This is a genomic window from Pseudomonas sp. RIT623, assembly GCF_004519305.1.
Classification (GTDB): domain Bacteria; phylum Pseudomonadota; class Gammaproteobacteria; order Pseudomonadales; family Pseudomonadaceae; genus Aquipseudomonas.
Map to the genome: position 1 here is coordinate 108,150 of NZ_SOZA01000009.1, position 14,458 is coordinate 122,607.

The following is a 14,458-nucleotide window of genomic DNA, read 5'->3' on the forward strand; positions in this document are numbered from 1 at the left end:
TCAGGACTTCTCGAGATTATCGAGAATCTTCGCATGCACGCGCATGCACACTTCCATGTCGGCCTCGTCTATGCCGGTGAACAGCTCGAGGCGCAGGGCGTTGGCGATGGTCTCGATCTGGTCGATCAGCGGCTTGGCCGGCGGGCACAGCAGGATCTTCTTGGCCCGGCGGTCTTCTATCACCGCCTGGCGGCGCACCAGGCCCTGGCTTTCCAGGCTATCGAGCAGGCGGGCCAGGGTCGGGCCCTCGACGCCCACGCTCTGGGCCAGCTCACGCTGGGTCGGCGCCTCGTCGAAACGCGCCAGGTGCAGCAGCACCAGCCAACGCGCCTGCGATAGGTTGAGCCCGGCCAGGCGGCGGTCCAGTTCGGCACGCCAACCCCGGGACATCTGGGCCAGCTGCATGCCGAAGCGGTGTTGGTTGTCGGTAAGTGGCATAAAAAACTCAATAACCAGAACTAATTATTAGTCAGCTAATCATGCCCCGATCGATCCGGCAAGGCTCAGCGCCGAGGAAATCGCTGATAGTTGTGTAAGGGCATGACAAAGATCAGCAAATGGCGCAAATGCCCGCGATCACAGCTCGAACTCCGCCGCCAGCGCCGCTCGTATGCAATGCAGCACACCCTCGGGCACCCGTGCGCCGAACAGCGGCGCCACCACCGACACCGGTGGCAACTCGCCCTCGCCGTCGAGGAAGGCGTCCTGCACCTCCATCATCAGGTCTTCAGGCAAATCCAGCGCCTGCTCCAGGCTCAGTTCCTGGCGGCCAATGGCCTCGGCCAGCAAGCTGTAGACGTTCTTCTCGCTGCAGTCGAGCTGGCCGGCGATCTGCGCCGGGGTCATGCCGGCACGGGCCAGGCTGACCAGTTCGTGACGCAGGTCGAGTACCACCTTCGGCGCCTCCTCGGTGCCGCCAGCACCGTTGAGCACTTCGAGGAAAGCCTGGCCGTAGCGCTCCAGCTTGCGCGCGCCAACACCGCTGACCTGGGCCATGTCGCTGAGGCTGGTGGGCATGCTGCGCAGCATCTCCAGCAGGGTCGAGTCGGGGAAGATGACATAAGGCGGCACGCTGTGCTCCTCGGCCAGCTTGCGCCGCAGGGTGCGCAGCGCCTCCCACAGCTCGCGCTCCTCGGCGCGCACCAGTTGGCTGGCCGGGCTGCCGCCACTGCCGCCGGAGGTCTTGGCCGTGGTCTGCGGCTTGAGGTCGCGGCGCAGTTGCAGGTTCACCTCGCCGCGCAGCAGCGGCCGGCAGCTATCGGACAGGCGCAGGCCGCCGTAGCCTTCCAGGTCGATGTCCACCAGGCCACGGGCCACCAGCTGGCGGAACAGCGAACGCCATTCAGCCTCGGCCAGGGCCTTGCCGACGCCGAACACCGAGAGCTTCTCGTGACCGAAATTGCGCACTTTTTCGGTGTCCTTGCCCAGCAGCACGTCGACCAGGTGGCCGACGCCATAGCGCTGGCCGGTGCGGAACACCGCCGACAGCGCCTGGCGCGCGGGCTCGGTGGCGTCCCAGGTCTGCACGTTGTCGACACAGTTGTCACAATGCCCGCAGGGTTGCTCCAGCACTTCGTCGAAGTAGGCCAGCAGCGACTGACGGCGGCAGCGGGTTTCCTCGCACAGCGCCAGCATGGCGTCGAGCTTGTGCTGCTCGATGCGCTTGTGGCGCTCGTCGCCCTCGGAGTTCTGCAGCATCTGCTTGAGCATCACCATGTCCTGCAGGCCGTAGGCCATCCAGGCGTCCGACGGCAGGCCGTCGCGGCCAGCCCGGCCGGTCTCCTGGTAATAGGCCTCGAGCGACTTGGGCAGGTCGAGGTGGGCGACGAAGCGCACGTTGGGCTTGTCGATGCCCATGCCGAAGGCGATGGTGGCGACCATGATCAGCCCTTCCTCGTTGAGGAAGCGATGCTGGTTGGCGGCGCGGGTCTCGGCCGCCAGCCCGGCGTGGTACGGCAGCGCCGGGAAGCCCTGGTCGCAAAGGAAGGCCGCGGTCTCGTCGACCTTCTTGCGCGACAGGCAATAGACGATGCCGGCGTTGCCACGGCGCTCGCCGAGGAAGGCCATCAACTGCTTGCGCGGCGCCTCCTTGGGCACGATGCGGTAGAAGATGTTCGGCCGATCGAAGCTCGACAGGAAGCGCTCGGCGCCTTGCAGGTGCAAGCGCTGAACGATCTCCTCGCGGGTGCGCATGTCGGCGGTGGCGGTCAGGGCGATGCGCGGCACATGGGGGAACAGTTCGGCGAGCTGGCCCAGTTGCAGGTATTCCGGGCGGAAATCGTGACCCCATTGCGACACGCAGTGGGCCTCGTCGATGGCGAACAGGGAAATGTCCAGGCCACGCAGGAAGTCCAGCATGCGCGGCTGCACCAGGCGCTCCGGGGCCAGGTACAGCATCTTCACCTCGCCGCGGCGCAGGCGCCCGGCCAGGTCGCGCTGCTGCTCGGCGCTGAGCGTGGAGTTCAGCGCAGCGGCTGCCACGCCCAGCTCGTCGAGGGTGGCGACCTGGTCGTCCATCAGCGCGATCAGCGGCGACACCACCACCGTCAAGCCAGGGCGCAGCAAGCCGGGCACCTGGAAGCACAGGGACTTGCCGCCACCGGTGGGCATCAGTACCAGCGCGTCGCCACCGCCCGCCACACATTCGATGATCGCTGCCTGGCGCCCGCGGAAACTGTCGTAACCGAAGACATCCTTGAGGACGCGCTGAGCCTGTTCGAGCATTTGCCACTCCAAAATCGCCGTACCATCCTGGACTCAGGCTGGACGATAAATCCGCCGCGCACACACCGAATGCGTAAGCGGTTTTTGCCGGATGGCCGCAAAACGCCACCTGGCACGAAAAACCGCGGAGTATACCCGACTGCCGCGTACCCCGGCATGCCCCGGTGACAGACGTTCGCTTTGCCCCGCGAGCGCCGCAAGGTGCTAGAATTCAGCATCGTTTATTCCCCAAGGTAGCCCTGTAATGTCCTTCGCCGAGCAACTGACCCGCCTGCAAGCCTTCCTCGACGCCGATGAGCTGCACGAAGAAGCGCTGGACTACGTCGCCGCCCACGGCTACCTGACCGCGCTGTCGATCTGCTCCGAGGAAGTTCCAGAACGCGAATGGATCGACGCGCTGTTCGCCGAAGAACCCCATTACGCCAGCGATGCCCAGCGCACCGAGATCGAAGCCACCCTGGTCGCGCTCAAGGGCCACATCGCCCGCCAGCTGGCCAGCGACGAGGAATTCGACCTGCCGTGCGAGCTGGACCTGACCGACGAGCCGGACGATTCCGACCTGCGCGGCTGGTGCATCGGCTTCATGGAGGGCGTGTTCCTGCGTGAAGAGGCCTGGTTCGAGAACGCCGAGGAAGAAGTCAGCGAAATGCTCCTGCCGATCATGGTCGGCTCGGGCCTGTTCGACGAACAGCCCGAGTTCGCCGACATTGCCAGCAACGCCAACCTGCAGGACGACATGATCGTGCAGATCCCCGAGGCGCTGAGCGCCCTGTTCCTGCTGCTGCACGCCCCCGAAGAGAAGCCTGCCCTGCTCAAGCCACGCCACCACTGATCGAAGTGGTGCGCTACCTGCTGCTGGCCCTCGGCTGGCTCAGCGTCGCGCTGGGGGTGGCGGGGATCTTCCTGCCGGTATTGCCCACCACCCCGTTCCTGCTGCTGGCGGCGGCCTGCTTCGCCCGCAGCTCGCCACGTTTTCACCACTGGCTGGTGAACCACCCGAAACTCGGGCCGTGGATCCGCGACTACCTAAGCGGTGAGGGGATCCCGCTCAAGGGCAAGGTCTACGCCATCGGCTTGATGTGGGCCAGCATCGGGCTGTCCTGCTACCTGGTACCGTTGTTCTGGGCGCGGGCATTCATGCTGACCAGCGCGGTGCTGGTCAGCGCCTGGATCCTCAAGCAGAAGACCTTGCACCGGCCACGGTAACGCCATCGCGGGGCAGGCTTGCCCCGCGACTCGCTGCTGGCTTACACCGTATCCACCTTCAACGAATGGTCATTGAGCATGCCGTTGATGATGGTCGCGGTGTCATGCCCTGCCGCGATCAGCCCGCCTGCCCCGGCCGACACCCCGTAATGCTGCGCCAGGTCCACCCCGGCCAGGTCGATGGTCTGGGTCGGCGCCGCGCCAGCGACGCTGCTGACCTCGATGGTCGACACCACATTGGTGCCGGTGCCACTGACCCTGAAGTGCAGGTAGTCGTCCAGCGAGGCGCTAGTGGCGTTCTCGCCCTGTAGCAATTGCGACAGGTCCAGGCGATCGCTGCCTGGGGTGAAATCGGTCACGGTGTCATGCCCGGTTTCGCCCTTCTGCCAGACAAAGCTGTCGTTGCCACTGCCACCGCTCAGGGTGTCGTTGCCCGGCCCGCCAATCAGGATGTCGTTGCCGGCACCGCCCTTGAGCACATCGTTGCCCGCGCCGCCGTTGAGCAGGTTGTCTGCGTCATTGCCGGTCAAGGTGTCGTTGTAGTCCGAGCCGATCAGGTTCTCGATACCGCTGAGGGTGTCCAGCCCGGCGCCGACGGTGTTCTGCTGCCCGACATGGCCAAGGTCCACGGTCACGCCGGCGGTGGCCTTGGCGTAGCTGGCAGTGTCATTGCCGGCTCCACCGTCGAGCAGGTCGTTGCCAGGCCCACCGATCAGCAGGTCGTCGCCATCACCACCGTGCAGGCTGTTGTTGCCCGCCCCCGCCACCAGCACATCGTTGCCGGCACCACCGTTGAGCGTGGTATCGCCGGCCCCGGCCAGCAGTACATCGTCACCGCCGGTGCCGGTAAGGGTGTTGCCGGCCTGGTAAGTGATATCCACCGCTGCGCTGCCATAGCCGCCATGGTTGTCGCTGACGGTGTAGCTGCCGTGATAATCCTCGTTGCTGGCATTGCTGTAGTCCACCACCAGGCTCAGCTTGTAGTTCTCGGCAGCCTTGCTGTTGCCGGCGGCGTTCTCGGTATTGATCACATGGATGCTGTACACCCCGTCATGGGTGGCCGTGAAGTTGCCGCCATCGGCGATGGTCTGGTAGCTGCCGCTGGCATCCTTCCATTCCATCAGCAGGTTGCCCGCGGGACGGTCATGGTCGAGGGTGAGGGTTTCGCCCTTGCGCAGAGTCACCGTCAGGGTGTCCTCGTCGTTGGCATTGGCGGTGCTGATCGAGCCCAGGTAACCAGCCACCACCAAGGCTGCGGTCATGCTGCCGTTGAGGCTGGTGAACTCGCTGCGGGCCAGGTCGCGCAACTGGTTCTCGGCCTTGTTGGCGGTGGCGTCGAACTTGATGGTCTGCGCCTGGGTGCCCGCCGTGAAGCCTGCGCCCTTGTCGGCGAAGTTGGTATTGAAGGTGGTCGGCGCGGCACTCAGGGTATCGTGGTCCGGGTCACGGTCATTGGCCAGCAGCGCCTCTGCCGGCACTGTCAGGGTGGCGCCCTTGATATTGGTGATGATGTGGTCGGCACCGGCGATCGGCGCGCCATTGCTGTTGATGTTGACCGTCAGGCTGGCGCTGCGGGTATCGCCGTCGTTGTCGCTGGCGGTGAAGCCGAACTTCTCCACCTGGCCGCTGCCGTTGTCCTTCGGTGGCGTGTAGGTGAACTCGCCGTTGTCCATGTTCACCACCAGGGTGCCGCCCAGGCCGGTCTTGATGCTCAGGCTGTTGCTCACGGTGTCGAAGGTGGCCTTGTCCGCGCCGCCACTGGCCGCGTAACCGCCCTGCCCAGCATTGGCCTTCGGATCGTAGGTGTAGGTGGTGCCATCGACCAGCAGCGCCTTGATGAAGCCGCCATCAGCCCCGAAATCGCCGCCGCTCATGAGGCTGCCGGTAATCGGCGCGCCCTGTACCGTGCCGGAGAGCACAGCGCCGAGCTGGCTGAGGTCGGTGACCACTACCGAGTTGGTATCGGTATGGCTGCTGCCGTCGTAGGCCAGCGGATTGAGGTTGCCCTCGTTGACCCCGCTGCCCATGCCGATGGCGTAGGACTTGATGCCGTTGCTGTCGAGGAAGGATTCCCAGGCGGCTTCCCGTGGAGCGGTCATGGCATGACCATTGGTGGGCTCACCGTCGGAGAAGAAGTAGCTGATGTTCTGCGCGCCCACCAGCTTGCCGGTGGTGGCGAAGGCTTCCTGGGCCTTGGTCGCCGCCGAATCGTAGTAGGTCGAGCCACCTGGGCTGAGCCCGGCGATCAGGTTCTTGGCCTCGCCGATCGTGACCCACACCGGGGTCTGCACCTGCGCACCGGTGCCGAAGGTGACGATCTGCACCTTTATGTCGCCCATCTCGTCGTACTTGTCGAGCAAGGCATTGATCGCCTGCTTGGCCAGTTCCAGGCGGGTCAGCCCCGGCACGCCGGAGCTTGCCGCCATGCTGCTGGACACATCCACCACCAGCAGGATGTTCGAGTCCACCTGGCCGGGCGTGATGCTGCGTACCGCGCACTGCACCGTCGGCACATCGTCGACGATATTGATGGCGATGGTGCTGGTGACATTGTTGCCCAAGGCGTCGGTAGCCTTGTAGATAAAGTACTCGTTGACCGTGTTGGCGCCGTCGTTGGCCCCCCCCGGGGTCTTCGGCGCCGAGGTCAGGGTGTAGGTGTAGGAACCGTCGGCATTGAGCTGGATCTGCCCGTACTGGCCCACGGCATTGCCGACCAGGCTGTAGGTCAGCGCGCCAACGCCGCCCTGGACCGAACCGACCAGGCTGCCGGAGGCCGTCTCGCCAGTGGAGCCCGGGTCGCTGCCAGTGACGGTGCCGGCGGCCAGGTCATTGCCGTCCTTGTGCAGGTCCAGGGCTTTTTCATACACGGTGACGTCGTTGTCCTCGCACGCCACCAGCTTGCTGTCCTGCACATTGATGCGAATGGTCGTGGTGCTCTCGTCGCCGTCGGCGTCACGGATGGTGTAGACGAAGCTGTCGGTCGCGCCGGCGGCCGGCACGCTGTCGGGGTTGGCGTGGTAGGTGGCGTTGCCCTGGCTGTCCAGGGTCAGGTAGCCGTACTGGCCGACGATGGTGTCGCCGACATGGCCGATGGCCGAGGTCGAGGTGTCGGAGCCGGCACGCACACCGACCACGTACTGCCCATCGGCTCGCACATCGGCGCCGACCACATCGTTGTCCAGCACGTTGCCGCTGACACTGGCGCCCTCCTTGACCGAAGCCACGTCGCAATGGGCCTTGGGCACGTCGTCGACGATGCTGACCACGATGGTGCTGGTGGTGGTATTGCCGAGCGAATCCTTGACCTGGTAAGTGAAGCTCTCGGTGACCACGTTCGGGCCATCGTTGATGTGGTTGGGCGAGTTCGGCGCCGAGGTCAGGGTGTAGGTGTAGCTACCATCGCTGTTCAACTGGATCTGGCCATACTGGCCGCTGGCATTGCCGACCAGGGTGAAGGTCAAGGCACCGATACCGCCGCTGACCGAGCCTGCCAGCGAACCGCTGGTGGTTTCCGTGGTGGCGTGCGGGTCGCTGCCGGTGACGTTGCCTGCAGCCAGGTCGTTGCCGTCCTTGGTCAGGTCCAGGGCTTTCTCGTAGACCTTGGCCGTGTCATCCGGGCAGGCCACCAGCGAAATGTCGTGCACATCGATGGTGATGGTGGTGGTGCTCTCGTCGCCATCGGCATCGCGGATGGTGTAGACGAACACGTCCATGGCACCGGCTGGCGCCACCGCATTGGGGTTGGCGTGGTAGGTGGCATTGCCCTGGGCGTCGAGCGTCAGGTAGCCATATTGCCCCGCCACGTTGCTGCCCAGCTGGCCGATGGCCGAGGTCGAGGTGTCGCTGCCTGCGCGCACGCCGACCACATACTGCCCGTCGGCACGCACATCGGCGCCGGTCACATCGTTGACCAGCACATTGCCGCTGACCGTGCCGCCTTCGTAGACATTGGCGAAATCGCTATGGGCCTTGGGCACGTCGTCGACGATGCTGACCACGATGGTGCTGGTGGTGGTGTTGCCGAGCGAATCCTTGACCTGGTAGGTGAAGCTCTCGGTGACCACGTTCGGGCCGTCGTTGACGTGATTCGGCGAGTTCGGCGCGGAGGTCAAGGTGTAGGTGTAGGTACCATCCGTATTGAGCTGGATCTGGCCATACTGGCCGGTGGCGTTACCGACCAAGGTGAAGGTCAGCCCGCCCACGCCACCGCTGACGGAACTGGCCAACGAACCGCTGGCCGTCTCGCCGGTGGAGCCCGGTTCACTGCCGGTAACATTGCCGCCTGCCAGGTCGTTGCCATCCTTGTTCAGGTCAAGCGCTTTCTCGTAGACCGTGACCTCGCTGTCAGGCCCGGCGATCAGCGAGCAATCGCGCACGTCGATGGTAATGGTGGTGGTGCTTTCGTCGCCGTCACTGTCACGCACGGTATAGACGAAGACATCCGTGGCGCCCGCCGGCGCCACGGCATTGGGGTTGGCGTGGTAGGTGGCGTTGCCTTGGGCATCGAGGGTCAGGTAGCCGTACTGGCCCTGGACCGGATCGCCCAATTGGCCACTGGCCGATGTCGAGGTATCGGAGCCGGCTCGCACACCCACCACGTAGCGACCATCGGCCCGTACGTCCGCGCCGGACGTATCGTTGTCGAGCACGTTGCCGCTGACCGTGCCGCCTTCGACGACACTGGCCGCATCGGGATTGGCCTTGGGCAGGTCGTCGATGATGTTCACGTCCAGCGAACCAGTGGCCGTGCTGCCATCGGTGTCCGTGGCGGTGACGGTGAAATGCTCGGACAGGCTGTTGGCGCCGTCGCCGTTGGCGTGGCTCTCGTTGTCCAGCAAGGTGTAGCTGTAGCTGATCACCCCCGTGGCCGGGTTGTAACCGGTGATGGTCAGGGTGTTGCCCAGCGCCGTGGTGATCGACTGCGGGAAACTTGCCGCCACGCCGCCGCTGACCACGGTGATGCCGCCGACGCTCAAGGTCTGCAGGCCATCGGGCGCCGCCACCGTGAAGGTGCCGCTCTGCGTCAGCGCAGCGGGATTGGGCGCACTGCCGTCGGCCAGGTTCTTCTCGTAGACGGTCAGCTCGCCGCCATTGACATCCAGGCCGCCGAGGGTCACCGGGTCATCGAGGTTGCTGACGTTGAGGGTCAGGGTCGCGGTGCTGGTGTCGCCGTCGGCGTCTTTCAGGGTGTAGGTGAAGTTCTCCACCCCACTGCCGCCACCGTGCAGGTTCTTGAAGTCCGGATCGTTGGTATTGAGGGTGTAGGTGTAGGAACCATCCGCCGCCAGCACCAGGGTGCCGTAGGTGCCGACGAAGGTACCGGCCACCACCGGGCCGCTGGGGATGCGGTCCGCGCCCTGGATATCGTTGGTCAGCACATTGCCGCTGAGTTCCAGATGCTGCTCGGTGGCGGTGCTGGCATTGCTGTCGTTCACGGCGCGTGGCACGTCGTCACGAACGATTACGTCCAGCGTGCCACTGGCCACATCGCCATCAGTGTCGCTGACCAGTACCGGGAACTGCTCGCCCAGCGTATTGCTCCCGGCACCGTCCGGATGATGTTCCGCGCCGGTCAGGGTGTAGCTGTAGCTCACCACGCCCGTGGCCGGGTTGTAGCCCGTGATGGTCAGCACATTGCCGAGCCCGGTGACGATGGACTGGCCGACGCCGGTCACCACGCCCGCGGTGACCACATTGATGCCACCGACACTGAGGTTGAACACGCCATCGGCGGCAACCACCGTGAAGCTGCCCGACTGGGTCAAGGCCGCAGGATTGCTGGCCGAGCCCTGGGGCAGGTGCGCCTCGTCCAGGATCAACTCGGCAGGGCTGACCTCCAGGCCGGTGAGGCTGACCGGGTTGTCCGCGGGTGGCGTAGTGGCCGGCACAGGTGCGTCGTCATTGCCATCGAGGCCACCGAGTTCGAGATTGGCCAGCAAAGGGAAGCCGTTGAAGCCCGCCGTGGGGAAACCAATGGTGGGATCCACCCGGCCGGCCACCTCGGTCAGTATCACGAAACTGTGGCCGCCACCGAGCGCACCCGCCACGCCACCAGGGTTGCCGCCCGCCGCGGTCGCTTCGGCTTCCTGCGTGGGGTCGGCGCCTGCGGCAATGGCTTTTTGCAGTTGCTCGACGTCACTGAGCTGGGCGTTGCTGGGCTGCGCGTCCGGCGCTTGTACATGAGGAGCGCGATCGGCCAGCAGGTCGGGGGTCATCTCCAGGCTGCTGCCACGGCCCAGGGTCAGTTCGGCACCGTTTTGCAAGCGCACCGCCACCGCGCCCTCGCTCCCGGTTTCCAACTGCTCGCCGGCGAACAGGCGATCCCCTTCCACCAACAGACGGCGATGACCGTCATCGCCCACCGCGAATACCTGGCCGACTACCTTGCCGACCACACCGACTAATTTAGCCATGAGCGTACGCCTCCCCTGCCGATGGGCTTTTCGCAGATCAAGGCGTGCCGGGTAATGTGCGCAAGGTTCCGAGTGCCATGGTTGTTGGAACCGTTGCTGTCACGCTCGTGAGAAACCACGCTCCCTGTGACGACTGCCGCGATAGTGGACGGGGCGAATGGCCATTATTGAGTGCCATTTTTTTGTCGCCAAATTCCGCTTTCGCCTTCCTCCCCTGTCTCCTTAGCTGCAAAAAATCTGGAACTTTCACCAAGGCCCGAAAATCGCCTGTCCCAGCCAATTCCCGTAACCACCTGAATGAAACAATGTCGCGGATTCCTTAGATCGCATAAGTTTTTTTTCGCATATAACTTATGAAAAAATCTTCTTAGCTCGCCCGGTAAATGTTCTTAGCTCTGTTGTTACAAACCTGAAACGGTTTGATTCTAATTTTTCGTCATTTTTTTGGCGAATCAGCAGGACATTATTCAAGACCAGGGAGATGTACCCCATGCGCGCTTTAACCCCCATCACCAGTGCGATTTTGTTGGCCATGGCGTGTGCCAACAGTCAGGCGATGTCGATTACCGAGGCTGTCCAGAACGCCGTGGACCAGCATCCCGAGATCAGCGCCAGCCGCAACAGCAGGCTGTCGGCCGACGAGGATGTGAAGTTCGCCCGCGGGGGGTACTACCCAACCGTCGATCTGGTAGCAGGCTACGGCCGGCAACGTTCGGACAACACCAACACCCGCGGCTTCAACCCGGACAACACGCGTAACCACAACAAGGAAACGCTCAACTACACCCAATCGGAACTGCGTCTGCGGCAGATGCTGTTCGACGGCTTCAATACCTCCAACGAGGTCGCCCGCACCGAAGCGGTGGCCACCTCGCGCGCCTACTACACCCAGGCCACCGCCGAGAGCATCGCCCTGCGTGCCATCGAGGTCTACCTCGAGGTGCTCAAGCGCCGTGAACTGGTAACCCTGGCCAAGAACAACCTGCAGGCCCACCTGCGGGTCAACGACCAGATCGGCCTGCGCAGCGAACGCGGTGTGGGCAGCAACGCCGACCTCGACCAGTCCCGTGCCCGTCGCGCCCTGGCCGAAAACAACCTGGACACCGCCGAGGTCGACCTGGCCGACGCCGAGGCCAACTTCTACAGCGTAGTCGGGCGCCTGCCCGACGAGCTGGAAACACCCGTCACGATCAAGGGCGAAGTGCCGGGCGACCTGCTCAATGCCCGCCAGGGCATGCTGGAGAACAACCCCTACCTTAAGTCGGCGCAGGCTGACGTGCGCTCCGCCGAGCAACAGTACGAAGTGGCCAAGTCGCCCTTCTACCCGCGGCTGGACGCGGTGCTGGCCACCGGTGCCAACAACAACCTCGGCGGCCAGAAGGGGCACGACAACAATGACTGGCAGGCCGGCGTAGAGCTCAGCTACAACCTGTTCCGCGGCGGCAGCGACAAGGCCCGCCTGCAGTCGGACGCGCACAAGATCAACCAGGCGATGGACATCCGCAACAACGCCCTGCGCGAGCTGAACGAAAACCTCAGCCTGGCCTGGAACGCGATGAACAACGCCCGCAAGCAGACCCCGAGCGCCCGCGAGTACGCCGAGACCACCCAGCGCGTGCGTGCCGCCTACCAGGACCAGTTCGGCCTGGGCCAGCGCACCCTGCTCGACCTGCTCGACAGCGAGAACGAGCTGTACAACGCCAACCGTCGCTACACCGAGGTGCGCTATACCGAAGAGTTCTCCATGTACCGGGTGCTGGCGACCATGGGCGAGCTGCTGAGCAAGCAGCGTATCTCGCTGCCGCCGGAAGCCATCGCCAAGACCGAAGTACGCAACGAGGCGAAATTGCCTGACATGCGTTAGGTTCTGACGAGACAAGGGACTTTTCGCCAGCGCCCATTTCCCGTCCACCGCGGCAGGAGTAGGCCATCGTGACCAGTATGCAAAGCGCGCAACCGCGCCTGGATGTTGATGATCCGTTGCTCGATGGCCTGCTGATCCTGTGCAAGCTGCATGGCTGCACGGCCAGCCGTGCCAGCCTGTGCAGCGGCCTGCCACTGGCCGAGCAACGCCTGGGCCTGGGCCTGCTGCCCCGCGCCGCCGCACGCGCCGGGTTGCAGGCTCGCGTGCTGCGGCGTGACCTGGACGCCATCTCCCCGCTCAACCTGCCGGTGCTGCTGATCCTCGATGATGGCCGCAGCGCCGTGCTGCAACGCTGGGGCGAAAACGGCCGGGCATTGCTGCTGCCCTGCGAGGCCGAAGGCGGTGAGCAGTGGGTCGAGCGCGAGGCCCTGGCGCAGGCCTACAGCGGCCAGGCCCTGTTCGCCCGCCCCCGGCATACCCTGGAGGATGTGCGCGCGCCGCTGATCCCGCGGGTCAACGCCTGGTTCCGCGACACCCTGCGCCACTCCCGCTGGCTGTACGGCGATGCCCTGCTGGCCAGCCTGTTGATCAACCTGCTGGGCCTGATGGTGCCGCTGTTCGTCATGCAGACCTACGACCGCGTGGTGCCCAACCAGGCGGTGTCGACCCTGTGGGTGCTGGTCGCCGGCCTGTTCATCGGCACCGCCTTCGAGCTGGTGCTGCGCATGGTCCGCGCCCACCTGCTGGACCAGGCGGGCAAGAAGACCGACCTGATCCTTTCCGCCACCCTCTTCGAACGCATCACCGGCATGAGCATGAAGGCGCGCCCGGCCACCATCGGTGGCTTCGCCCAGAGCATCCATGACTTCCAGGGGCTGCGCGAATTTCTCACCGCAGTGACCCTGACCAGCATCATCGACTTGCCCTTCGTCGCCCTGATGCTGCTGGTGATCGGCCTGCTCGGCGGCTGGCTGGTGGTGATCCCGCTGATCGCCTTCCCGCTGGCGGTAGGCCTGGCACTATTCATCCAGGTGCGCCTGCGCGACACCGTGCAAAAAAGCCTGAGCCTCGGCGCGGTGCGCCAGGCGCTGCTGATCGAGACCCTCGGCGGCCTGGAAACCCTCAAGGCCTGCGGCGCCGAAAGCGAGCGCCAGTACCAGTGGGAACACACCAACGGCGCCATCGCCCGTCTCGACGCCCATGCCCGCAACCTGTCGTCGCTGGCCAGCAACGGCACGCTGTTCATCCAGCAGTTCTGTGGCATGGCGACGATCGTCGCCGGGGTATACAGCATCATCGCCGGCAACCTCAGTGTCGGCGCCCTGGTGGCCAGCTACATGCTCGGCAGCCGGGTGCTCGCCCCACTCGGCCAGATCGCCGGGTTGATCACCCGCTACCAGCAGGCCCAGCTGACCATGCGCAGCACCGACGCCCTGATGAGCCTGCCTCAGGAGCGCGAGGCCGAGCACCAGGCGCTGGAGCACACCGCGCTGCAAGGTGGCATCACCATCAACCACGCCACCTTCCGCTATGCCGGGCAAACGACGTCAGCCCTCAACGACGTGAGCGCCACCCTCAAGCCGGGCGAACGCATCGGTATCATCGGCCGCAGCGGCTCGGGCAAGAGCACCCTCGCCCGGCTGCTGATGGGTTTCCATCACCCCGACGAAGGCCAGGTGCTGCTGGACAACCTCGATCTGCGCCAACTGGATATCAGCGATCTGCGCAGCCAGCTCGGCTACGTGGCACACGACCTGCCACTGCTGGCCGGCAGCCTGCGCGACAACCTCACCCTCGGCGCACGGCACGTCAGCGATGCGCGCATGCTCGAGGTGGCCGAACTGACCGGCGTCAGCGAGCTGGCCCGCCAGCACCCGCAAGGCTTCGACCGCCCGGTGGGCGAGCGCGGCCAGCTGCTCTCCGGCGGCCAGCGCCAGGCCGTGCTGCTGGCCCGGGCCCTGCTGCTGGAGCCGCCGATCCTGATACTCGACGAGCCCACCAGCCACATGGACAACAGCAGCGAGGAGCAACTGCGCCAGCGCCTGTTGAACTGGGTGCCCGGCAAGACCCTGCTGCTGGTCACCCACCGCACCTCGATGCTCAGCCTGGTGGACCGGCTGCTGGTGCTGGACAACGGCAAGATTGTTGCCGACGGGCCGAAGGACGCGGTCATCGACGCGCTGCGCAAGGGCCGTATCGGCGCGGCACTGTGAACCAACAAACCTGAAGCCCGTTCCCAAAGGCCCCGGTC

At 65.0% G+C, this 14,458-nt stretch carries 7 protein-coding genes; 4 read left to right on the forward strand and 3 right to left on the reverse strand.

Annotated elements, in window-relative coordinates; genetic code table 11:
* Together E3U47_RS09225 and recQ are read right to left on the reverse strand one after the other, a co-directional pair.
* Nucleotides 1–438 carry a MarR family transcriptional regulator gene (locus E3U47_RS09225; protein ID WP_134690968.1) on the reverse strand — a complete coding sequence of 146 codons (438 nt, stop codon included), beginning with the start codon at nucleotides 436–438 and terminating at the stop codon, nucleotides 1–3.
* A 138-nt stretch (nucleotides 439–576) separates the two neighbouring features.
* The gene (recQ, locus tag E3U47_RS09230) at nucleotides 577–2,724 is read right to left on the reverse strand and encodes a DNA helicase RecQ (RefSeq protein WP_134690970.1); all 2,148 of its coding nucleotides are present in this window, start codon (nucleotides 2,722–2,724) and stop codon (nucleotides 577–579) included.
* Between the two features lie 244 nt (nucleotides 2,725–2,968).
* On the opposite strand from recQ, the gene E3U47_RS09240 reads away from it, so the two are divergent.
* Together E3U47_RS09240 and E3U47_RS09245 are read left to right on the forward strand one after the other, a co-directional pair.
* Nucleotides 2,969–3,556 (forward strand): YecA family protein, encoded by a 588-nt coding sequence (locus E3U47_RS09240; protein WP_134690972.1) that lies wholly within the window; start codon nucleotides 2,969–2,971, stop codon nucleotides 3,554–3,556.
* An 8-nt stretch (nucleotides 3,557–3,564) separates the two neighbouring features.
* Complete coding sequence (locus E3U47_RS09245) at nucleotides 3,565–3,930, forward strand: YbaN family protein (RefSeq protein ID WP_134690974.1); 366 nt, start codon at nucleotides 3,565–3,567, stop codon at nucleotides 3,928–3,930.
* A gap of 41 nt (nucleotides 3,931–3,971) precedes the next feature.
* Here E3U47_RS09245 and E3U47_RS09250 read toward each other — a convergent pair whose 3' ends face one another.
* Nucleotides 3,972–10,343 (reverse strand): retention module-containing protein, encoded by a 6,372-nt coding sequence (locus E3U47_RS09250; RefSeq protein WP_134690977.1) that lies wholly within the window; start codon nucleotides 10,341–10,343, stop codon nucleotides 3,972–3,974.
* A 490-nt stretch (nucleotides 10,344–10,833) separates the two neighbouring features.
* Here E3U47_RS09250 and E3U47_RS09255 point away from each other — a divergent pair, with 490 nt between their 5' ends.
* Nucleotides 10,834–12,207, forward strand: a complete 1,374-nt coding sequence (locus E3U47_RS09255) for a TolC family outer membrane protein (protein WP_134690978.1) — start codon at nucleotides 10,834–10,836, stop codon at nucleotides 12,205–12,207.
* 77 nt (nucleotides 12,208–12,284) lie between these two features.
* Nucleotides 12,285–14,420, forward strand: a complete 2,136-nt coding sequence (locus E3U47_RS09260) for a type I secretion system permease/ATPase (protein WP_134691044.1) — start codon at nucleotides 12,285–12,287, stop codon at nucleotides 14,418–14,420.
* The last annotated feature ends 38 nt before the right edge of the window (nucleotides 14,421–14,458 follow it).

Bases quoted from the DNA above. Each gene is read 5' to 3' on its own strand.
- E3U47_RS09225 (WP_134690968.1), bottom strand. From the start codon at position 438: ATGCCACTTACCGACAACCAACACCGCTTCGGCATGCAGCTGGCCCAG.
- recQ (WP_134690970.1), bottom strand. From the start codon at position 2,724: ATGCTCGAACAGGCTCAGCGCGTCCTCAAGGATGTCTTCGGTTACGAC.
- E3U47_RS09240 (WP_134690972.1), top strand. From the start codon at position 2,969: ATGTCCTTCGCCGAGCAACTGACCCGCCTGCAAGCCTTCCTCGACGCC.
- E3U47_RS09250 (WP_134690977.1), bottom strand. From the start codon at position 10,343: ATGGCTAAATTAGTCGGTGTGGTCGGCAAGGTAGTCGGCCAGGTATTC.
- E3U47_RS09255 (WP_134690978.1), top strand. From the start codon at position 10,834: ATGCGCGCTTTAACCCCCATCACCAGTGCGATTTTGTTGGCCATGGCG.
- E3U47_RS09260 (WP_134691044.1), top strand. From the start codon at position 12,285: ATGCAAAGCGCGCAACCGCGCCTGGATGTTGATGATCCGTTGCTCGAT.